Origin of the sequence: Aliiglaciecola lipolytica E3, from assembly GCF_000314975.1 — a bacterium.
Lineage (GTDB): Bacteria > Pseudomonadota > Gammaproteobacteria > Enterobacterales > Alteromonadaceae > Aliiglaciecola > Aliiglaciecola lipolytica.
Genome location: NZ_BAEN01000035.1, coordinates 56,705 through 80,300, shown reverse-complemented (window position 1 = coordinate 80,300; position 23,596 = coordinate 56,705). Strand labels below are relative to the sequence as shown.

The 23,596-nt window shown below is 40.3% G+C and carries 15 protein-coding genes; 7 read left to right on the top strand and 8 right to left on the bottom strand.

Translation table 11 applies throughout. From position 1 onward, the window contains the following. Nucleotides 1–86: 86 nt before the first annotated feature. A complete protein-coding gene (locus tag GLIP_RS07505; RefSeq protein ID WP_008844002.1) occupies nucleotides 87–2,252 on the top strand; it encodes a tetratricopeptide repeat protein in 2,166 nt (721 codons plus the stop codon). A gap of 17 nt (nucleotides 2,253–2,269) precedes the next feature. Here the strand turns inward: GLIP_RS07505 and recD are convergent, their stop codons facing one another. From recD to recC, 4 genes are read right to left on the bottom strand one after another with little or no spacing between them, the layout of a single operon-like run. Beyond that, on the bottom strand, nucleotides 2,270–3,814 hold the full coding sequence (gene recD, locus GLIP_RS07500) for an exodeoxyribonuclease V subunit alpha (RefSeq protein ID WP_008844001.1): 1,545 nt from the start codon (nucleotides 3,812–3,814) through the stop codon (nucleotides 2,270–2,272). Between the two features lie 17 nt (nucleotides 3,815–3,831). Further along, nucleotides 3,832–4,149: a hypothetical protein gene (locus tag GLIP_RS21370; RefSeq protein WP_008844000.1), complete on the bottom strand. Its 318-nt coding sequence runs from the start codon at nucleotides 4,147–4,149 to the stop codon at nucleotides 3,832–3,834. Next, nucleotides 4,143–7,796: an exodeoxyribonuclease V subunit beta gene (gene recB, locus GLIP_RS07495; RefSeq protein ID WP_008843999.1), complete on the bottom strand. Its 3,654-nt coding sequence runs from the start codon at nucleotides 7,794–7,796 to the stop codon at nucleotides 4,143–4,145. The genes GLIP_RS21370 and recB overlap by 7 nt, the downstream gene beginning before the upstream one ends. Beyond that, nucleotides 7,793–11,137: an exodeoxyribonuclease V subunit gamma gene (recC, locus tag GLIP_RS07490; RefSeq protein ID WP_008843998.1), complete on the bottom strand. Its 3,345-nt coding sequence runs from the start codon at nucleotides 11,135–11,137 to the stop codon at nucleotides 7,793–7,795. Before recC ends, recB begins: the two co-directional genes overlap by 4 nt. A 184-nt stretch (nucleotides 11,138–11,321) precedes the next feature. On the opposite strand from recC, the gene xthA reads away from it, so the two are divergent. Both xthA and GLIP_RS07480 read left to right on the top strand, forming a co-directional pair. Further along, nucleotides 11,322–12,131 (top strand): exodeoxyribonuclease III, encoded by an 810-nt coding sequence (gene xthA, locus GLIP_RS07485; protein WP_008843997.1) that lies wholly within the window; start codon nucleotides 11,322–11,324, stop codon nucleotides 12,129–12,131. Further along, complete coding sequence (locus tag GLIP_RS07480) at nucleotides 12,132–12,785, top strand: energy-coupling factor ABC transporter permease (protein WP_008843996.1); 654 nt, start codon at nucleotides 12,132–12,134, stop codon at nucleotides 12,783–12,785. Between the two features lie 69 nt (nucleotides 12,786–12,854). Here GLIP_RS07480 and GLIP_RS07475 read toward each other — a convergent pair whose 3' ends face one another. Together GLIP_RS07475 and GLIP_RS07470 are read right to left on the bottom strand one after the other, a co-directional pair. Further along, nucleotides 12,855–13,418 carry a phosphoribosyltransferase gene (locus tag GLIP_RS07475; RefSeq protein ID WP_008843995.1) on the bottom strand — a complete coding sequence of 188 codons (564 nt, stop codon included), beginning with the start codon at nucleotides 13,416–13,418 and terminating at the stop codon, nucleotides 12,855–12,857. A gap of 127 nt (nucleotides 13,419–13,545) precedes the next feature. Further along, nucleotides 13,546–14,745 carry a lipoprotein-releasing ABC transporter permease subunit gene (locus GLIP_RS07470; RefSeq protein WP_008843994.1) on the bottom strand — a complete coding sequence of 400 codons (1,200 nt, stop codon included), beginning with the start codon at nucleotides 14,743–14,745 and terminating at the stop codon, nucleotides 13,546–13,548. A 244-nt stretch (nucleotides 14,746–14,989) separates the two neighbouring features. Between GLIP_RS07470 and GLIP_RS07465 the strand changes: the two genes are divergently transcribed. From GLIP_RS07465 to GLIP_RS07450, 4 genes are read left to right on the top strand one after another with little or no spacing between them, the layout of a single operon-like run. Beyond that, nucleotides 14,990–15,592, top strand: coding sequence for a PilZ domain-containing protein (locus tag GLIP_RS07465; protein WP_008843993.1), 603 nt, complete (start codon nucleotides 14,990–14,992; stop codon nucleotides 15,590–15,592). After that, nucleotides 15,592–19,083, top strand: coding sequence for a transcription-repair coupling factor (gene mfd, locus GLIP_RS07460; RefSeq protein WP_008843992.1), 3,492 nt, complete (start codon nucleotides 15,592–15,594; stop codon nucleotides 19,081–19,083). The genes GLIP_RS07465 and mfd overlap by 1 nt, the downstream gene beginning before the upstream one ends. Beyond that, nucleotides 19,080–20,438, top strand: a complete 1,359-nt coding sequence (locus tag GLIP_RS07455; RefSeq protein WP_008843991.1) for a CsiV family protein — start codon at nucleotides 19,080–19,082, stop codon at nucleotides 20,436–20,438. Before mfd ends, GLIP_RS07455 begins: the two co-directional genes overlap by 4 nt. A 2-nt stretch (nucleotides 20,439–20,440) precedes the next feature. Beyond that, nucleotides 20,441–20,968: a cob(I)yrinic acid a,c-diamide adenosyltransferase gene (locus tag GLIP_RS07450; RefSeq protein WP_008843990.1), complete on the top strand. Its 528-nt coding sequence runs from the start codon at nucleotides 20,441–20,443 to the stop codon at nucleotides 20,966–20,968. 36 nt (nucleotides 20,969–21,004) lie between these two features. Here GLIP_RS07450 and GLIP_RS07445 read toward each other — a convergent pair whose 3' ends face one another. Together GLIP_RS07445 and nagZ are read right to left on the bottom strand one after the other, a co-directional pair. Continuing rightward, on the bottom strand, nucleotides 21,005–22,384 hold the full coding sequence (locus tag GLIP_RS07445) for an SLC13 family permease (RefSeq protein WP_008843989.1): 1,380 nt from the start codon (nucleotides 22,382–22,384) through the stop codon (nucleotides 21,005–21,007). Continuing rightward, entirely contained in the window at nucleotides 22,374–23,375 is a 1,002-nt protein-coding gene (nagZ, locus tag GLIP_RS07440) for a beta-N-acetylhexosaminidase (protein ID WP_008843988.1), read from the bottom strand. The genes GLIP_RS07445 and nagZ overlap by 11 nt, the downstream gene beginning before the upstream one ends. Nucleotides 23,376–23,596 lie beyond the last annotated feature (221 nt).

Sequence of the window (23,596 nt, the reverse complement as noted above, 5' to 3'; positions counted from 1 at the left end):
TATAGTTGCATAATTTTTAAACAGCTAGTTGGTGATATTAGTAATTATCGGTTAACGCTTGGGAACTATCTTGATTAGGATATTTAATGAATAGCTTTATTGCAGAGCTAAGAAGGCGGAATGTTTTCAATGTGATCGGTGGTTACGCCGTAGTGGGTTGGTTGTTGATGCAATTAGCCGTAGTACTAGAAAGTGCATTGTACTTACCAGCTTGGTTTGACACGCTTTCAACCGTGCTTGTAGTAATCGGTTTTCCCATTGCTGTATTATTGTCTTGGCTGTTTCAATTTACAGCAAAAGGATTCAAGCGAACCGCAAAAAATCCAGTTTTAAGTAACGCTGAACACTCCAAAAATACCATCATAATTTTCACCCTGACAGGACTCATTAGTGCCGCACTGATTTCTGCTATGTGGTTCCATTTAAGCAATAGTTCAAAAAGTGAGACTAATCTTGAGGTAAACAAACAAGTTAGCGATTCAAAAGTTGAAGAAGTACTTAGTTCAGCCACTCAATCCATTGCTGTTCTGCCATTCAATGACTTTTCTGCCAGCAACGACCAAGGTTATTTTGGTCATGGCATTTCTGAGGAATTACTTAACTTATTAAGTCGTATCAAAGGCTTAAGGGTAGTATCTCGTACTTCTTCATTCGCATTCTTTGGTAAAGATTCAACCGTCAAGGAAATTGCACAAGTGCTCAAAGTTGCACACATTTTAGAAGGCAGTGTGCGTAAATCAGGAAATACTATTCGCATTACTGCCCAGTTAATTAATGCAAAAACTGACGAACACATATGGTCAGAAACCTATGATCGCCCGTTATCCGCACAAAATTTGTTTGCGGTTCAAGACGAGATAGCCAGTGAAATTATTCAAAAGCTAAAAGGGAAATTAACTGTTGTTCCATTAGCTGATTCGGACAAGACATTATCACTGCAAGCTTACGAACTATATCTACAAGCGAGAGAAAATCAAAAATTACGTTCCCCCGAAAGTTTACGTTTAGCAGTTGCAGGATTTACCAAAGTCATTGATTTAGATCCCCAATTCGCCCATGCCTATTCTGGATTATCGGAAACCTACCTGCTCATGGAAGCCTATGCAGGCATGAATAAACAAGAGTCACAAGACAAAGCCTCGCCTTTGGTCGCAAGAGCACTAGAGCTCGCACCTAATTCGGCAGAAGTACTTGCTAGTGCCGCTTACCTAGAGAAAGATAAAAATACAGCAACATCTATAAAACAAGCTCAACAATATGCAAACCAAGCGATAGAAGCGAATCAAAATTATGCAAATGCCTATTTTCTATTAGGCGGAATTTTGTGGGAGCAAGGAAAGTTAAACGACGCAATAGAACAATACAAAAAGGCCCGAACACTCGATCCCTTATCGATTAATATTTTAAGTAATCTTGCGCGTATTTATGTGTCAATAGATGACAAAGCCAGTGCTAAAAGCATTGGCAATGACCTGGTACGCCTGCACCCTACTCTGCCATTTGGATATAGCGTATTGGCAGATTTGGCGATTAAAACAGGGAAATATACCGACGCCCATGTAATGTTGCAAAATGCCTATTTTTTAAACCCGCAAAGTACCACCATTCAAAAAGGGCTTGCAAAAGTCTACAACTTAACCGGATTGTACCAGCACGCTATTTATTATCATGATACACCGGCGAGTCAGGTTTGGTTTGGCATCTATACCAATAACTTAGCATTAGCTACTAGCGAGTTGCCTAAGGTTACAGAAATGACCGACGTAGCTTGGTTTTTGTACTATTTACGTCAGTTTACTAAGACCAAACAAATTGTGGACGCCTATATTAAGGCGTACAAGTTATTAGACAGGCCCATTGAAAATACTGTCAGCGCAGACTTCTTTATTGCTTTAGCACATACACGAAAGACACTTGGCGAGAACAATGAGCAACTTTTTCGCATGTTGAATGAATACTTTCCAATAAAATCTCCGCAGGAAGTGGACAATATCAATGAACTGAACCAGCGAGCATTATTTGCAATACTCAAAGGGGATTACCAACAAAGCTATAGGTGGATAGATCGCATGATTGCACTGGGTTACATTTCTACCTTCATCGATCCGATTTATGATGAAATTAGACAATCTGCTGATTTTAAAACTCGACTGAGAAAAATGCAGGCACTAAGAGACAAATATCGATTAGAAATTGAAGCTCAATTAAACAATGCTGGCCCCGAATGGATGGTGCCACCTAAAGATGTGTAAAGGAATCGTTCATGTTGTTACAAGGATAACCTCTGTGCTAATCCACTGCTGCGCGAACAAACATTTTTGATACAAGACTGTAAGCTATCCGCAGAACTGTAAAGCACAAATTTTTCACGTGCGCGAGTCAGTCCAGTATAAAAAAGCTCGCGACTCAATCCTTTTGCCAATGGGTAAAAACTCGCATCAGGCAAGCAAAGATAGACTTGATTAAATTCAGAGCCCTGACTTTTATGTATTGTCATTGCAAATACTGGCGAGTGCTCTGGTAAACGACTCAATAACACCCCTTTATATCCACCTTCCGCTGTTTTAAACCAGGCTTTTTTCAATTGTTTGTTGCTTGGATCGGGCATTACAATTCCTACATCACCGTTAAACAACCCCAAGTTATTATCGTTTTTACTTAACATGATCGGCCGTCCAATGAAGTCTTTCTCTTCTATTGAAATATATCCTTGGCGATCCAGTTCCCGCGTAATTAAGTAATTAATATTCTCAACGCCCCACTCACCTGTTTTATAAGCACACAATATTTGTTGTTCAAACAAATAGTTAAAACTGTCTTCTAGATTACTTTGACTAACTGCTGAAAAATAACGATTTAGCTGACTTGCATATTGTTGAGCAAACACTTGGGGGCTGCCATTTTGATGCCAAATCAAAGATTCTTGGTTGACGTCGGCCAAGATTGACTGAACCGAATCGGCTTCACCTGTTATCACCTGTTTGGCCAATAAGCCAATGCCACTTTGGGAAGAAAAGCGGTGACTTTTTTGCAGCTTGACCAGACAATCTGTAATCTCTGGAATCGGCTTTAATTGGTTTCTGCTGGGCACATCTTGGTCACAAATATCTTCAATTAAGCGTGCGGTCTGAGGCGAATATTCGGGATTTAGTTTTCCCATCAATGCAGCATGGCAAATATCTGATAAAACACTGCCCGTTTCAACCGAAGAAAGTTGATTGTGATCACCCAGCAAGATTACTTTTGTATGTAGCGGAATTGCACTCATCAATTTATACATAAGAGGCAAATCCACCATAGAAGCCTCATCGACAATCAACGCATCTAAATGCAGTAAATTATTCGCATTATACTTAAACTCTGCTCGTCCTGGTTGACTACCTAACAGTCGGTGGATAGTACTCGTTTGCAAGTTTAAGCCCGCATTATATTGTTCGGGAAGTGTGTTTTTCGCTGCAATAATCGACTCTGTTAATCTGGCTGCAGCTTTACCTGTTGGCGCAACTAATTGTACTTTGAGGGTTTTGTTTCGAGTGAGTTGAATTGCAAATAGCAAAGCAAGTAGTTTCGCCACTGTGGTCGTTTTACCTGTCCCTGGACCACCGGTAATTAAACTAAAACTACGTGTCGCTGCAATGCCTACCGCAACCTTTTGCCAGTCAATTTGATCGTCTTTTTGCCGCGTAGATGAATCAAACAGTTCAGCTATAATCGGTTTGATCACATCCGTATCGATAACAGACTCAAGGCTTAATTTCTGTTTAATGATCGCAGTCAAGCCAATTTCATAAAGGAAATAGCGTTGTAAATACAACGCATTTTGATCAAATATTATCGGTTTATTTTTTTGTCCGCGTCGGCAAGCGCAATACTATGGCTAGCATGAATTGTATTGATTACATCTTGTATGTTAGAAAAACCAAGCAAGCGAAGTTGCAAAGAATCTAATTCAGACAAATTTAAACAGCTATGTTGTTGACCTAATCGTTGGCTGATAATGCCAGCAAGTAATGCTAGTTTATCTTTGTGTTGATTTTCTTGCTGATAAATAAAGCTGGCAAAAGCACGATCCAAAGCAGTAAAACCTAACCTGATCATTTGTTGTTCACAGGATTCTAAAAAGTGTTTATCAAGTAGTCCGGTTACCATAAATCCATCTGCTCCTGACCCGTACTTTTTACCTCTTTTGACGTTATATTTTCTCCCATAAACAAAGCATCCAGTGATTCAATCACCTCTCTATCAGGTTTAAAGAAGTAAATGCCATTGCCTTCTTGATGAGCAGACATACCACGTAAAAACCAATAATAAGCACCGCCCACATGTTGATCATAATCATAATCTTCTAGCTTGCTTTTTAAAAAGCGATGCAGGGCTAAAATATAAAGCAATGACTGAAGATGATAGTCATGCTCTATCATAGCTAACTGCATTTTGTCTTGACTATAATCTGAAAAATCCGGACCTAAATAGTTGGATTTATAATCCGCCACATAGAATCGCCCATCTAAACAGAAGGTTAAATCAATAAAGCCTTTTAATAATCCATGCAATTGAGAAAACTGATATTGCCGTTTACTGGTTTTGAACACACCGTTTATTAATTGATTAAATGGCTTTGCCTGTACGGTTTGTAACGGTAAGTGGAACTCCATTTCGGGGCAAACCTGTTGCGCAGTTAATGACGCCAAGCTAAATCGATTATTTGCGGTTTGTACGTGTGGTATCTCAATGCTTGCTGCGAGCACGTCTTGCAACCAAACTGCGACGGTATTGTGCCATTTTTCATCAATGCCAAACCAAGCACTTTGTTGGGCAATGACTTGAGATAGTTGGTCAGGTTTTTGAAAGTCAATATTTTCTAACACACCATGTAAAAATGAACCTGCTTGTGCACCACGGGTAAATTCAAATCGGCTCAGGTTATCTGGCTGGGACTCACCCACCAGACTCACAGTTTGATCTGAAGACAACGCATCCAAATGATTTGGCGTTTCCTGTTCATCCGTACCAGGTTGTTCATGCTCCACCAAAAACTGGTTGCGAGCGATGGCTGAATAACTGGTAATTCGCCAAGTACCATCAATTTGTGTATTAAATGGTTTAATCGAAAAAGTAGCTGATTCACTCGTTTCGGGCGTGTGATAATGCAAAATTTCTGGTTCGGGTAACAACGTTTGATAATCGATATCAGCTTGCAATTGCAACTGTTGGATCTGCTCACTAATCAATCGATCACAAGGTTCAAAGTCTGCCCTTGATAATAGTTTTCCCAGGGCAGTTTGATATAATCCAGATTGCGACTGGCTCCTTCCCAAGGCCGGATTCCACACACCCACAAAACAATTATATACGGCACGCGTAAGTGCTACATACAATAAACGTGTATCTTCGGCTAGCCGTTCATAATCTGCTTGTTCCAGATTCTTTGAGTTATTCTCAAAATCGAGGATTAATTCCATATCCTCATTATGAAAAATGGCTTCTGACGCTAATCTGTAGGCACAACCAAATGGGATGAAAACATATGGGAACTCAAGACCTTTCGACGCATGGATAGTTATAATTTGAACCAAATTACCATCCGTTTCTAAGCGCAATTGGTGTGCTTCATTATTATGATCCGGTTGTTGTATTTGCTGTCCAAACCAATACAGTAACTGACTGTCACCGGGCGTTATTAAACTTTGCTGTTGTAGCATTTCAATTAAATGGCGAAGATCTGTCAGACGTCGCAATCCGTCGCTAAAATGCAGCATCAGTCCAGAAAATAGGTCGAAATGCTGCATAATTTGATTCAACACCATCATTATGCCAAAACGTTGCCATTTTATTTGCCACTCTACAAACAAATCGACCGTTGTTTGCCATTCCGATTCACTACTAAATAGCTGATCTAATTGCATCGCGGTGAAACACATAAGTTCACTACTAAGAGCAGCTTTCAGTCGCCTTTCATCTGTAGGGTTTACCAAGGCATCAAGCAATCGATACAAATCCAGTGCGATCTCGGTCGCATAAACGCTATGTCGGACAAGAAAAACACTATCGACACCGCGAGCTGCTAACGCTTGTTTGACTACATTCGCTTCTGTTCTATCTTTGACCAGTACACAGCAATCTTTTGCTAGCACTTTTTGCGAGCGACTATTAGCATCATCATCGTTTAATAATGTAGCGTTTTGCAATAACCCAACAATAATATTGGCAACATGCCCTGCCAAATTAACCTTGGCATCTTTTATAGCAATAACATTCTTATCTGCCTGCAAGTGACAAAACGTTAGACTGGCCACCCGCTGTTGGTTTAATTCTAAAAATGTGTTTGGGGAGGCAGCATTCACCGGATGAAACGGAATGTCTCGTTCAAACAAAAAGCCATTTTCGCTGTTATCAAACAAATGATTAACCGCATCGACTAAAGCCTTTTGTGAACGCCAATTAGTCGCTAGGGTAAACTGCTTGTCCTTACTGACTTGTTGTTTGGCCTGAATGTAAGTGTAGATATCAGCACCACGAAATCCATAAATAGCTTGTTTCGGATCACCAATCATTATCAATGAATAATTAGCTTTGGTATTTTGTTGCAAAGGATAAACTTGGCTAAAAACACTCAGTTGGTAATGATCAGTGTCCTGAAATTCATCTATCATCGCAGCTGGAAATTGTTCACGAATGAGTTTAGATAGTGTTGCGCCATTTTTACCTAGCAAGCCGTCATTTAAACGAGTTAGCAAGTCGTTAGGTGACAATTTACTCGTACGTGTCTTAAACGCATCTAAATTTTGTTTCACTTGCCGTAAAGCTTCATTTTGAACAGCAATTTTGAGTGTTGTTAAGAATACGCTTCGTTGCTCTTCAACTATCTCAAAAATTTCAAAATTTAAATCGGTTAACTCTGCGCTATTCTTTGATCTGGCTTTTTCAACTTTCTCTGGAAACCAATCTAGCCAACCATTATCAAATGGACATATAACAGATTCACTTTGACAAAACGTGTCCATCTTACGATAAATATCGCTTTTACCGAGTTTGGTGTTTCCTTTGAGCTTAGCTTCCTGCAACCGTGAAGAAACGTTTTGTGTGAGCCACCAATGTTTTAGTTGCTGAGTACTTTTAATGAATTGTTCGAGCTGTTCGCTAGCCTGCGAAAGAGAGGTTGTTTTATAAGCAACGAACTCTCGTTCTAGAACACCATCTATGGTTTTTTGCAACGCTACCGGGCTTGTCCATAAACTACGAATATAATGCAACATCACTTTTGGCTGCGGGACAATGTGGCTGCGCCAGTAATCTTCGACAGCTTGCTGCACCCATTTGGATTGATCCAATTCTAATTGCTCATCAAAAACACTGCCACTGGCAAATGCATGCTCTGACAGCATCCGCTGACTAAAACCGTGAATAGTAAAAATCGCAGCTTCGTCCATTTGCCTAGAGGCTAATAACAGCGTTTCGGCAGCAAGTTCAAGATTGTCTGTATCATCAATTAATTTCTGGATAAAACTGTCATCGCTACGCTGCTGATAAAAATCTAAATATGCGCGGTGAAGACGACGCTGAATACGTTGTTTAAGTTCTGCTGTTGCAGCATTAGTAAAGGTAACCACTAAAATTTGGTCAACCCCTAAACCTGCACGATTATCTGTTAAAGATGAATGTAATTCAGAACACTGATGACCTAACAACAGCCTTAAATACAAATTCACGATGGTATAAGTTTTACCCGTCCCTGCACTTGCTTCGATTAACGATGCCCCATAGAGCGGGTAAGAGTAAGTATCTAATTGATTCATTTCGCTACCTTGTATTCGAAGATAGGTGCAAAAACCGTATCGCTAATTAACGCGAATTCAGTAAATTGGGCGGACAAATCTGGGCATATACGTTGAATATTGGTTTCCTGCCCCTCTCCAGAATTAAAATCGGTGCCGTTAAACTCAGCCAAGGTCTTGTCGATATCTTGTGTTTCCACCCATTTTTTAGCCGTATTTGCAAAAAACAGAGGAGGTTGGTTTTCACCATTCTTAAAAATAGTTATTAGCATTTCTAAATATTGAATTGCTTGAGCTTGGGGAACAACCATTAACTCAAAAGGCTTATCAAGCGTTAAGTAGCGCGCGACCCCATTATTGCGCTCAGAAATAGCGCAAAAACATAGCCACTTAAGCCATAATTCCATGATGTCTTTGCCGCGCAATTTTCCGGCTCGAAACAAAACTAAATCTGTGCCATAAACTTGCTTAATCCAACCTTGTATATTGCCATTGACTAGTTTCAAATCGATTTCGATCAAACTTGCTGGTGTATTTTTGACGCTTTGCAAAAGCTGTTCTCTTAAACTTTCAGACGCCTGCCAAATGTGTTCAAAACTAAGTGAGCCTGCATGTCCTGTAGGTAATTTTCCTTGAGCATGACAGCTGTCATAAAACTGCTGCTGAAAAGTGTGTTCATCTGAAGAATGTTGTAAGAATTGGTCCAGTAGCACTTCGTTTAATTGATAACGCATTAATTGATCAATTTCAAAGGGCTCTTCATCAGCAAGCTCATTAAAGTACACGGATAAACTCAATCGCCAGCGTTGACGAAAAAAGAATTTTGCTGGATTTTGATAAAAGGCGAGCAAATCATCAACCTCTATCAAGGACGAATGTTCTTCGCTTTGTGCATTTAAAGGTTGACTGAAAAAAGTGCTGTTTAACGGCTCACTCATGTGTGAATTCAACACATTTAGCCATATTTGTTGAAAACTTCGAATTCGGCTCGATTCATCAAAATACTGCTTTGAAAATGGTTGTAGTCCATGTAATTGCAGCAAGTGATTTTGTAACTTATCTTCTGTTTCCGCGACTGGCAAATGTAAGGTATTTTCTACGCAAAATACCTGCTTACAATAATCTAAAAGCTCTGTTACTAAAATAGAGGGGTTGCGCTCGGAATTGTCGCGACTGCTATTGCCTAAATAACTTACGTACAATTGCTGACGGGCTGATAAAATAGCCTCTAGAAACAAGTACCTATCATCCATTCTTCTTGAACGATCGCCTCGACGACTTTGCGCCTCACGCATCAAGTCAAAACCAATGGGCACGGTTTGACGCGGATAGTCCTGATCATTCATACCTAATAGGCAGACTAGTTTAAAAGGAATACTACGCATTGGCATTAGAGTACAAAAATTCACTTTTCCCGCAAGAAATCGCTGACCGACGCCTTTATCTTGCAAGCGCTGCTGCAATTCAGCGACAAACACGTCCTGACACACATCTGAATTAAATTGCTGAGTATGCACTTGAATACTCTCTAATGCTTGGCGTAATTGATTCAGATAAACCTGCTCATTTTCATCCACGATGTAAACGCGATCTATGTAGGCTAAGCTCTTTTCCACTTTGTTTTGCAGGATGTCATCAGATAAACAAAACGACAATATGTCCTGCATTAACAACGCAAAGTCATATAATTTGCCGAGTGCAATTGCACGTTGTCCTTCAATATTTTCAAATGGCGCAATAAAGGCTTGATTTGGATCTCCTTGTACTTCTAACATTTCCCCTTTCATTGCATAACCAGATAACAAACGTTGTAACGCAAAAATCAGCGTATTTTGTGACTCTTCTGGCACCGTCCAGCGCGCCTTATCAGTACCACTCAATCCCCAACGAAAACCAACTTCAATCAACCAATCACGTATATCTTCATATTCATTAGCGCTGAGTTCAAATCGCTTTTGTATTGCTGGAATTTCTAAAAATGCCAAGAGTTCGGAAAGATTAATACGACTTTGATGTAAATTGAGCAAACTAATAAAACTTTCAAGAACATGTGACTCTTGAGCAGCATTACGATCGGAGATGCCATAAGGGATAAATAGTTCAGCTTCTGCACTACCAAATACCCCATCAATAAAAGGCGCGTAAGCCGCGACGTCTGGCATCATCACAACTATATCGGCAGGCTTTAAATCCGGATTGATTGTAAATTGCTCGAGCAAGTGATCATGTAGTACTTCCAACTCCCTGACTTTTGAATGACAGCTATGAAATTGCAACGAGGTATCGCGCTCTGCAATTTCTATTTTAGGATGTAAATCCCCATTGCTTAATAGCTCATTAGCGCTGATAGGAGGCACTGTATTGCGCATGGTTAAATCATAAATTTCGTGCTGTAGCCATGCCAATATACTGTCTGGTTGCTGGTCGATAAATAGATCCTGTGATTCAGCGCTGCTGGCTAATAACATTTCTAAATAGTCCCGCCCAGGTTTTCCCCAACTGGCGAGTAACGGGTTGCCAATATCAAACAAAGCACTTCGGTCAGAATCAACATTTTTGTCCTGCAATTTCTGCCGACTTAACGTATTTTGATCGACAATATCTGCCCAAAAATGTTGGCTGGGATTACACCAAAATAGAAAAACGTCTCGGTGTTGTGCGAGGGCTTCGAATACATCTAGTTGCTGCTGGGGCAAGGTAGAAATACCAAACACATATAACGGTTTTTGTAGCCCTTTGGGCTTGCCTTGTCCAATGCGTTGAATTAATTGCGCATGCAAGTTAGCCCGGTGATAAACCGATTCATTCAGCTTTTTGCTAATCTCCACCAGCGCACGCCATAAAACAGGTTGCCACGGATGGGAAGTGATATCCCTATCGTCGATACTATTGGCACCTGTTTCCCAATTATTGATCCACTCAGGGCGATAGACTTGATATTGGTCAAATACGTCCGCAATTTTTTGACAAAGTTGGTAGTATTTAAGCCCCCTATCCCCATTTAAATATAAATTAATTTCGGAAAATTCAGGCCTATCAAGAAAACGCTGCAAAATATGCATGAGCTTCCACACCATATTAGGTTTAGTGAATGCTGAGGTTTCAGGTAGATCGTTAAAGAAACTTTTGTATTGCTGCCAAATAAAGCTTGAGGGCAATGGGAATTGTATATTTGCCGCAACCCCCAAGTTATGTGCAATCGCAATTTTAAGCCATTGGGCCATGCCGGGGCTTTGCACAATGATGGTTTCAGGTGTTAATAATGAGGCTAAATCACTCTGCTGAGATACGTTTTGAGACAATCGATGCAATAAATCAGCCTGTAATACTTCCATTTTATTTGACTGAATCAGATGCAGCACACGACGTCCTTAGGCTTTTTTAGCGTTATTCAATTTCACGCATGTTAGCGCGTTTAAAGTAAATGCAGCAAATAGAAATCCTAACTTTAGATATTTCCTCTCCATGATTTTTTCGTTCTAAAAGGTCAACACACGCAATTTTGTTTGTTAGAATCAGCGGCAAAATTTAGTTGCTGAGAAACTTATGAAATTTGTGTCATTTAATATCAATGGCGTGCGCGCCCGCCTGCATCAATTGCAAGCATTAATTGAAAAACACCAACCCGATGTGATTGGGCTGCAAGAAATTAAAGTACACAACGATCAATTTCCATTAGACGACGTTGCCGCGTTGGGCTATCACGTGTACTACCATGGTCAAAAAAGTCACTATGGCGTAGCTATGTTATGCAAAGAACTCCCTACCGATGTTCAATATGGGTTTCCTTCTGATGAGGAAGATGCTCAGCGCCGTATGATCATGGTCACCTACCCCTTGCCTAACGGCGAAAGTGTAAGAGTATTAAATGGATATTTTCCGCAGGGGGAAAGTGAAAAACATGAAACCAAGTATCCGGCCAAACGCAAGTTTTATCGCGATTTGATGGGTTACTTAGACGATAATCATTCGCCTGAAGAAAATGTAGTAGTGATGGGTGATGTTAATATTTCACACACAGATTTGGATATAGGTATTGGTGAGGAAAATCGTAAACGATGGTTAAGAACTGGAAAATGTAGCTTCTTGCCTGAAGAACGCGAATGGCTAAATACATTAATTAACTGGGGATTCCACGACGGATTTAGAGCCTTGTACCCAGAACAAACTGAGCAATATAGCTGGTTTGACTACCGTTCAAAAGGCTTTAATGATAACCGCGGATTGCGTATAGATTTAATTCTTTCCACGCCTGGTTTACATAAATATTTAAAAGATGCCGGCATAGATTATGAACTTAGGGGCATCGAAAAACCGTCTGATCACGCCCCAATTTGGTCAAGCTACGAGTTTTAAATGTTTGAGATAACATTTATGCAAGGTACGGCTTGGATTATTTACCTAGCCGGAATAGTGTTTGTATTAACACGGATTTCCTTCAATCAGTTTCGCCAAAATAAAAAACTGCAACATTTGGTGTTAGGTTCGTCTGTTTCCGTATTCGGATTGTGGTTGTTTCGGGTAGGTATAGAGCCAGGATTAGACGTGCACTTTTTATGGCTAACAGCCATGACACTGCTGCTTGGCTTACGCTGGGCTTTGATAAGTGGGTTTTGTACATTGCTAGTATCAACCGTAGCAGGCTATGACAGTTGGGCTATGTTTGGTATCAATGGGGTATTAGGAATTAGTATTCCAATCGTGATTAGCTACCTAATCTACAACTTCTCATTTCACAAATTACCCCGTCACTTCTTCATGTATGTATTCGTTTGCGCGTTTCTGGCCGGTGCAGCCATGATCGCTGTCAAAATGTTGCTGTTGTCGGGTTATTATTATGCTGATGGGATTTACAGTGGCGATACAATTTATGACTCTTATTTGTTGTTAATTCCGTTGCTTTTGATGTCAGAAGGAATGCTCAACGGTTGGACAATGACGATATTGGTTATTTACAAACCGACTTGGGTCTATACCTTTTACGATAAACACTATTTACACGGTAAATAACGCTTATCCTGACTTCTTAAGGTATAAAAAAAGGGCGGATAATTCCGCCCTTAACACTCAACAAATTAATTATTCATCAAACAAAATGTCATGCACATTTTTCAAATCAGACTTTCCTTCAATGATTTCATCGGGTGTTAAACCAGAGATTTCATGAGGAAATACTAACCATTCGTCACTTTCGTGAATAAAATAATCAGGTACCATCTGAGTTTTGTTATTGGCTGGTTTGTAGTACGGACAAGCTACCCGAATATCTTCAGGCATGTTTAAGCGTGAAAGTTTTTTGATTTGTTCGATAAGTGCGTTAACACTGCGCCCCGAATCAAACACGTCATCAACTATTAATAATCCATCACTGGCATTCGCATTTTCAATTAAATAATGCAGACCGTGCACTTTAATTTCTTTAGACTGTTTATCAATACCGTAATATGAAGAAGTACGCACAGCAATATGATCTGTTTCTACTTTTTTATAATCAAAGTATTCCTGAACGGCGATGCCAATAGGCGCACCACCGCGCCAAATGCCCACGATAAATTGCGGGCGAAAACCGTCTTGATACACTTTAGCGGCTAAACGAAAGGAATCTTCCAACAATTGTTGGGCGGTAATATACGTTTTTTGCATTAAATAACCTTATTTACAAATACTCGTTTGTGTTTTAATTATAGAGTGATAGAGACTTTTTCTAAGTTATGCCAATTATAGCGAAAGCAATCCATAAAGTGTTGAGAAAAACCCGACAATTTACTGACTATTCATATTTTAAGGCTTCGGCAGGTCGCACCTTAAGGGCTCTGTAAGCTGGATAAAGCGTCGCGATAAAGCATAGACCAATGGACAACACCACCAAGAATATTATCTGTTGCCATTGGATGTCGATTGGTAAGCCTTGCCCATCACCTACTGCGATAGGCAAGCCTAAAAAATTCAAAATAGTATTTAGCTGGGAAACTAAAATCAAACCTAGCACTAAACCAAAAAAAGTCCCTTTGATTCCATTGTATAAACCATTAATTAAGAAAATAGAAATAATGCTAGAGCCTCGCATTCCCTGGGTGCGCAAAATCGCAATATCACCTTGCTTTTCCGTCACTATCATCACCAAAGCTGAAACGATATTAAATGCAGCAACCGCAATAATCAGTAGCAACATCAGCGACATCATATTCTTTTCCATTTTAACCGCATCGAACAACGGTCCCTGTCGAAAACGCCAATCTACCGTGGGCACCTGTATTTGCTTCACAATCTGTTGATATTCAAAGGCATCGTCTAAAAATAAGCGCGTTTGTCGCAATTTATCTTCTGATTTTCTTAATAACTTAGCGTTATCTGCAATGTTCACATACACCACTTTGTCATCCAATTGGGACGCTAAATCAAACAGTCCTACCACATTAAATAGGCGCTGACTCGGCATTCTCCCCATCGGCGAAAACGAACTAGCTCCGGCAGAAATCAATCGGATCTGTTCGCCAGGACGGATATTTAACTTGCTCGCCAAAGCCCGCCCTATAATGATGTTATATTGTCCAGCTTGGAGTTTGTTAAACTGCCCTATCATCATATTTTCTGACACGATTGAATGTTGCTGCATAAATTCAGGATCAACACCGTGAAGCAGTACACCTTGAATGCCGCGTCTCGATTGCACAATAGCTTCACTTTCGATAATACCGGAAATAGCTTGAACCCCTTTTATCTCACCTATAGCTTCAATCTGTTGAGGGGGTAATTCACGAGTATCGGCTACAATATGAGGTGTAATTCCTAACATCCGCGTTTTTAACTGCAATTCAAATCCGTTCATCACAGAAGAAACAGTAATTAATGCGATTAGGCCTAATGCAATACCAACTACGGAAAACAAATTAATAAACGCGATAAAGTGGCTACTTTTGCTGGCTTTTGCGTATCTAAGGCCGATAAATGTGGAAACGGGATAAGACATATTTAAACACTAAGCCTTCTGGGGAATTGAGTGAGACGATAATTTTTACGCACAATAAACTTCGTTTTGGCTATTCATTGTGAATGATAAGCTGGCATAATACGTGTTTGATATCCGCTAAACAAGAAACAAAACAGGTTCACTTTGGTAAACTATAAGCAGAGACTTTTGGAATCTTTATAGTTTAATTGATTGGGCGAACTAAATATAAAACACGCGGCGAGCGTTATCTATCGGGGAAAACATGGATCCACTAAGCTTGGAACAAAAAATGGCGCAATTTCATGAGTTTTTTACTATTAAGCATCAACTCAATGTCAATATGATCCCCGTAGCTGATGGTTTTCAACTTCCCAGTTTAGACGACTTAGTGAGTCAAATGCCTTATGCTTTCAAAATGGCATCAGAGATGTCTAGCATCGATGCACAAGCCCTTCGCCCTTTGCGCAATCTTGGTGAACACGCGCAAGATTTAACTGACTTTCTTAACCATCAAAACAAGAAGCTCGATTTGATGATGTCATTCATTTTGCAGCAACAAGATGATCCGCAACATCGCTATCAGTCGGTGGAGTTTGGTGGTGGTGGATTGGTTCTTAAAAGCGATGCTCCGTTAGAAGATGGTAGCATTGTAGAGCTCAAAATATTTTTAACAGAAGAGTCTGCGGCAGTATATTGCTTTTCAGAAGTCATCAAATCAGAAAAAGTAGATGATGATTACCATATATACTTACTATTTAGCCGTATTCGTGAAGAAGACCAAGAGTTACTGGTAAGAGCCAGTTTACACATGCAAACCATTCAACTTCGCGCTCGCTCTAAACAACAAAACAATGATTCAAATTAATGACGATAAGTATTTTCAACCCTGAATTACCGCAAAAAGCTGGCAATACAAGCCATTGGGGAAATATGCACGGCAGCAGTTTATCATTGGCAATTGCCAATGCTGCTAAACGAAATCCCGGTTCAACCTTATTGGTAACAGCAGATACGCCTAGCGCGTTAAAACTTGAAAAAGAACTGCATTTTTTTATGGCCGGTGCAGGTAAAAATGAATTGGAAGTTAAACTTCTACCAGATTGGGAAACCTTACCTTACGATACCTTTTCTCCCCATCAGGATATCATTTCACAGCGTTTAGAAACCTTATATGAGCTAACTCAGAATAAGCGCTGTGTTTTTATCGTTCCCGTAAATACCCTGTTACTTAGAATGCCGCCAGTGGACTTTTTAGGTCTCTACTTACTCATTCTAAAAACGGGCCAAACCCTCAATATTGATGAATTTAGACTCAATTTAAATAAATCCGGTTACCAACATGTAAATCAAGTCATGGGACACGGTGAGTTTAGTATTCGCGGTAGTATTATCGATCTTTATCCGATGGGAAGTACTGAACCGTTTCGTATCGATATGTTTGATGATCAAGTGGACTCTATTCGTCACTTTGATCCTGACAATCAGCGCTCCGGTGACAAGGTTGACGAAATAAACCTATTACCGGCAAGAGAGTTTCCTACCGATCAGGAAGCATTAAAACGTTTTAAACAGAACTACTTAGATACGTTTGAAGCTAACAACAGTAAAGAGTCCATCTATTACCAAGTTAGTAAAGGCATCATGCCCGGTGGCATTGAATATTATTTGCCGTTATTTTTTGATCACACCGCCACCTTATTTGATTATTTGCACCCTAACACGTTAATCATGACCGCGGGTGATCTTGCCTCTGCTTGTGAGTTCTATTGGACAGACTTGACTGAACGTTACGAACAGCACAGGTATAATCCAGCACGGCCTTTGTTGGCCCCTCAACAAATATTTCAGCGTTACGAAGAATTATTTGCTGGTTTTAAGCAATGGCCAAGAATCAACTTGTCTGCCCAGCCATTGGAAGAAAAAGCCGGTCGCATCAATTTTGCCACAGAAGCCATAGGTGAAATTGCGATTAAACACCAGCATAAAGTTCCTTGGACAAGTTTGAAAGAATCGGTTAAAAACTGGCAGAAAAAAGGCATGAAAATTTTATTTTGTGCCGAATCTCAAGGACGTCGTGAAAGCCTTTTAGATATTTTGCAAAAAGCACAAATACCGGTTAAAGCGTTTGAAAATATCCATGCTTTTTTATCCAGTGATGAACCCATTGGCATCGCAATCGGGTTGGCTGAAAATAGCTTTCAACTGTTAGAAACTGATTGCGAACTAGCGCTTATCACTGAAACCCAACTGCTGGGACATAAAATTAGTCAACGGCGACTGCGTGAAAAGCGCCAAGCTACCGATGAAAGTGCGGTAATTCGTAACTTAGCGGAACTCACCCAAGGTCAACCAGTTGTGCATTTAGAACATGGTGTAGGTCGCTTTTTAGGATTACAAACCTTAGACGCCGGCGGCTTAACCACTGAGTACCTCACCATTCAATACGCCAAAGAAGCTAAGTTGTACGTACCTGTTGCTTCACTGCACCTTATCAGTCGCTACAGCGGTGGCGATTTAGATCATGCGCCATTGCACAATTTGGGTTCAGATGCATGGAGCAAAGCGCGTAAAAAAGCCGCTGAAAAAGTGCGTGATGTGGCAGCGCAGTTGTTAGATGTATATGCTCGAAGAGCTGCCAAGCCCGGTTTTGCCTATAAAATTGATTGGCCGGAATATCAGGCATTTGCAGATAGCTTTCCATTTGAAGAAACTGACGATCAATTACAGGCAATTAACGCGGTAATTCAGGATATGGGAAGCCCTAACGCAATGGATAGGCTGGTATGCGGAGACGTCGGTTTTGGTAAAACAGAAGTGGCTATGCGTGCCGCGTTTTTGGCCGCCAATCAAGGAAAACAAGTTACAATTTTGGTGCCTACTACCCTGCTTGCCCAACAACATTATGAAAACTTTAAAGATCGCTTTGCCAATTGTCCATTTCGTATAGAGGTGCTTTCGAGATTTGTTACCGGAAAGGACCAAAAACAAGTAATTGAAGGGATTGCCAATGGCAAAGTAGATATTGTGATTGGCACACACAAGTTATTACAAGACGACGTGAAATATCACGATCTAGGTCTTGTTATCATTGACGAAGAGCATCGCTTCGGTGTACGTCAAAAAGAGAAGTTCAAAGCGTTGCGATCTGATGTGGATATTCTAACCCTGACTGCCACACCAATTCCAAGAACACTAAATATGGCATTAAGTGGCATGCGTGACCTTTCGATTATTGCTACGCCACCAGCCAAACGTTTGGCAATTAAAACCTTTGTTCATCAGCGTAGCAAAGATTTACTACGAGAAGCTATCATGCGTGAAATATTGCGGGGTGGACAAGTGTATTTCTTGCACAATGAAGTAGATAGTATTGAAAAAACAGCTGCTGAGATTGCTGAAATTGTGCCTGAAGCCCGAATTGGTATTGGACACGGTCAGATGCGCGAACGCGAATTAGAACGCGTAATGAGCGAGTTTTATCATCAACGCTTTAATGTATTAGTGTGCACTACAATCATTGAAACCGGTATAGATGTCCCTTCAGCAAATACCATTATCATGGACAGAGCAGATCATTTAGGATTGGCACAACTGCATCAGTTACGTGGTCGTGTTGGTCGTTCGCATCACCAAGCCTATGCTTATTTATTAACGCCTCACCCTAAACGCATGACCAAAGATGCTAAAAAGCGTTTAGATGCAATTGCAAACTTAGAAGATCTCGGCGCTGGTTTTGCGCTTGCCACACATGATTTAGAAATTCGTGGTGCGGGTGAACTATTGGGGGATGATCAATCCGGTCAAATAGCGACGGTAGGCTTCTCCTTGTATATGGATATGCTAGAACAGGCGGTTGAGGCATTAAAAGCAGGTAAAGAGCCAAGTCTGGATGCAGCTTTATCTGCCCATACAGAAATTGATCTTCGCATTCCGGCTTTGTTGCCAGAAGATTATATCGCAGATGTGAACACCAGATTATCCTTGTACAAAAAGCTGGCGGGATGTAAAAATCTCACTGAAATAAAAGAATTTCAAATTGAATTAATCGACAGGTTTGGTTTATTGCCAGACTCAGCCAAAAACTTGGTGCGTATAGCGGAATTAAAACTGCAGGCCAAAAAAGTTGGGATAAACAAAATCGATGCAACTGTCAAAGGCGCAGTTATCGAGTTCTCTGACTCGACAAAAGTAGAGCCTGGCTACATTATTCGTTTAATCCAAACCAAGCCAAATAAATTTAAATTAGAAGGCCCAGAAAAATTGAAAGTGATTATAAACAATGATTCTGCCAAAAATAGTATAGATGTTATTGAAAACTTATTAAATGATTTTAGTCGACAGGTAAAAGCCGCATGAAGAATTCTGTAATTTCACGCATTTCATGCAATCCACTAGTGCCGAGTTTATTAGCCATACGGGCTAAGCTTGTCTGGTTAATATTACTTAGTGTGAGTTTTGGCGCAATTAGTCAAGAGAAAGAATGGTGGTTTGATATCGAATTAATCGTTTACAAACGCAATATTGATCCCGCATCAATTGTTGAAAAATTCCCCGAAAAACTCGATTTAGTGACAAATCAGGCCGCATTTAAAAACTTGCATGCCTACCTGTATCCAGATTTGCACGGGACTTTCATTGGATTGCCGCTATGTTTTGCTAAAGAAAAGAAACAGCTTAGTTCAAGTGTTATTTTAGAGGATTCGTTCGGTTTATTTACGCCCTTTGATAAAGAACAATTCACCCAGTTATCGGAAGATTTACCGTTACAACAAGAAACACTGGTTGAAGCAAACGAATCGTCAATTTATTTAGAAATATGGCAACAACAATTTTTGTTAGCGCCGGTTGATTTGCCAGAGAAATTTTTGTGTCGATTGCCGAATGAAACGCCTATTCATCCTTTTATCGAAAAAGTACCCACGCAAATAAGCCAAGTGGAAAAACCTGGTTTACGTAGCACTCAGTTGTTGTCTCAAGAGAGTTTACAACTTAGTCAGTTAGCGAAGGACATTAACCGCCAAAGAGGGTTATCGACCATGCTGCATTTGGGCTGGCGTCAACAAACCTTATTTGGGCAAGATAAAGGCTTACCGATGCATATATTTGCTGGTAAAAATTATGGGAAAGAATTTAATTTAGATGGTTATAAAAAAGTCGAACAGCTAGCAAAAGACTCAATTAACCCTGTTGAAATAACTCCAAATAAAATTGCCCCGTTATCGGCTATAGACGCCAGCTCGGATGAGCAAACAATCAACAAACCAGATTTAATTGAACAAATAAAACTGGCGTTAGCTGATGACAGTTATGTGTTCAAAAAGCAATCGGTGAAAAATCCTGTAGAAGAAGTCCACACTGATCAGACTTCGAATCCTGACATGCTCGAAGATATTTGGGAGCTTGACGGTAATATCAAAGTGTTTCTACGTTATATTCAACGTACGCCATATTTGCACATCGACAGTAATTTGGATTTTCGTGCACCGGTATTTGACACTCCATTGTATTTAAGAGAGCAAGCTTCAGAGAAACAAGTGCAGACTGAACTGCCTACTCCCGATAGATTACAAAGTTATCCTTTCAGTCAATTACGTCGCGTTATTAGTCAACAGGTCCATTATTTTGATCACCCAATGTTTGGCATGATTATGCAGATTAGACGATACGATTTACCGGCTTCGTTCGATGACACCGCAACTGATGAGCAATAAATTTGAAAATATATACAAAATCTGGCGATTCAGGCAAAACCCAAGTATATGCAGACGAAGTGATTCGTTTGCACAAAAATGACGATATTTTAGAATGTTATGGTAGCTTAGATGAGCTAAATGCCAACATCGGGCTTTTAATTAGTTATAGCAAATGTTCTGTTATCACCCAACAAATGGAGCTGTTAACCGAAATTCAAAAGCATCTATTTCAAATTGGCTTTGCTATTTCAGCCAGCACATCATTAACCGCAGATGATGTCATCCAACTCGAACAAGCGATTGACTCACTACAAGCAGATTTGCCCCCGCAAACGCATTTTATTTTACCTGGAGGACATACAATAGCGGCACAAGCTCAGGTATGCAGAACGGTGGCAAGACGAGCGGAAAGACGCATGGTTGCATTGCTTCAACACCATCAGGTACCGGATGTTTGTTTGCATTACTTAAATCGGTTATCTGATTATTTATTTGTCATCGCCAGAGCGGTTAACCAACACTATCTCATCGAAGACGTTAAAGTTTAGCCAAGATATAAAGACCAGAAATAGACTCAAATCAACTTAGAAAGTGACGATTGTGACTCCGGTAATTACTAGCGCAGCAATGAGATTTAATACCACCCCTTCTTTGGCCATGGTGCGGATACTAAATTTACCAGTACCATAAACGATTGCATTAGGCGCTGTAGCGACAGGTAACATAAATGCACAACTCGCACTCATCGCGGCAGGCATCATTAATAATGCAGGATCGATTCCTGCTGCTATTCCCGCAGTAGCTAACACGGGCATCAACAAGGTCGCAGTTGCAGTATTAGACGTTATTTCAGTTAAAAATGTCACAAACAGACAAATGGATAACACTAATAATGGCACAGGTAATTCAGACAATCCCTGCAACCAACCACCCATTACTTCAGTTAATCCAGATGCGGTAAATGCTTTAGCAATACATATCCCCCCAGCAAAAAGGAGTAACATTCCCCAAGGTATATCATTTGCGGTGGGCCAGTCTAAAAGGGTTTCTGTCTTGCCATGTTTATCCTTTTTACCATTGGGAACAAGGAACATTAGCACCACACCAAAAAGTGCAATTGTGCTATCGCCTACAAATGGCATGTTAAACCAATTAGTCCAATAAGGTCTAAGAATCCAAGCCAAAGCAATAAATGCAAACACCAGCAAAACACGTCTTTCAGCTGTCTGCCAAATACCCACCTTAGGTAAATGGCAGTCATCCATGGTTTTCAGGCCACGAGTTAACCAAATTGCCATTAACGGGATGGCTATTACCACTACGGGGATCCCTGTTTTCATCCACTTTAAAAAATCTATTTCTTGTCCCTGCACTTCAGAATAGACACTCATGAAAATGATATTCGGTGGTGTACCAATTGGCGTTCCAACGCCACCTAGACTTGCGGAATATGCGATACCTAATAGCAAGGCCACTACGATTTTTTGTTGTTTAATATGCGGAACGATAGCCAACACAATCGGAAGTAACATTAAGGTAGTGGCAGTATTAGAAATCCACATACTAAGAATTGCCGCGGTCAACATAAAGCCTAACACTAGACGACGTGGACTATGACTTCCGGTAATTCGAATCATATAAAGTGCCAGCCGATTGTGTACATTAGATCTTTCTATTGATTTAGACAGCATAAACGCGCCCATCAACAATAAAATCACGTGACTTCCAAGTGCGGAAGCCGCCTCTTTATGTGTAATAACTCCCGCCATCGGAAACGCAAAAAAAGGTATGAGTGAAGTAGCGGGTATGGGTAACGCTTCGGTTACCCATAAAGTAGCAATGAATAACGTTATCGAAGCGGTGATCGCAATAGTATGTGTTTGTTCAAAATAAACATTCAAACCTAAATAAACAATTATTGAGAGTAAAAGCGCACCGCCAATCACGGAATAATTAATTTTCACTAAATTTTCCAAGCAGCCTAATTGCTTGCTGATATTGTTCGGTCTTTTTTAAGCTAGTGAAATCCGAAAACGCCCCTTTTCGCATGGCTTTGACTCTTCCTGTAGGCGCATAATCAGTAGGTAAGCCATCTAATACTTCAGCTGCACCTTTAGGATGATTACATACCAACGTCATGTCACAACCGGCTCTTAATCCAGCTTTTGCACGCTCAGTAAAAGATCCTAAATGAGCGGCTCCTTGCATTGATAAATCATCAGTAAATACCACACCGTTAAATCCGAGTTGCTGGCGTAATATCTGATTAACCCAAATTTCTGAAAAACCAGCCGGCAAATCATCTACAGCGGGATAGATTACATGAGCAGGCATGACTGCATCGAGCATACCTTGACCTTGTAATTTACTAAAGATTTCCATATCCAATTGAAATATCTCGTCTTTGCTTCGCTTATCAACGGGTAACGCGATATGAGAGTCTTCTTTAACATTGCCGTGACCAGGAAAATGTTTTCCAGTACATTTCATTCCAGCACTGTGCATTCCTTCAATAAAAGCACTTGCCAATAAAACAATTTTTTCTGGATTTTGATGAAAACTGCGATCCCCAATAACGTCAGATACACCGTGTATATCGAGTACAGGAGCAAAGCTGATATCAATATCGAATGCCAGCAATTCCGCTGCCATTAACCAACCAAACGTCTTAGCTTGGTTGCGAACGTTTTCGGTTACTTTTGCTTCTTCTATGCATAAAGCCCCCATGGCAGGAATGGCACTAAACCCCTCGCGGAATCGTTGTACCCTGCCCCCTTCATGATCGACGGCAATAAGTACATCATTTCGTGCGTTCTTTCGTAGCTCTTTAACCAGCTCTCGTAATTGTTTTTGGTCGTGATAGTTACGTGAAAATAGAATAATTCCACCCACTAGCGGATGATCTAAGATGTCTTTTTCTACAGGCGTAATCTCGTACCCGGAGACATCTAACATTATGGGTCCCATCAAGCTCTCATCATTGGTTTAGTCGATAGTTAAAACTATATAAGAATGAATAACATAACTAAAGTGAAAAACACCGACTCTTCACTAAATGGGCATTTTTATATTGATTGCAGTTATGCATACGTATGTATGCGATAAATCCAAAACGCTTACGTTACAATAATGTTAATACTGAAGTTTGTTGTAAACAATAAGAACAAGAGAATAGC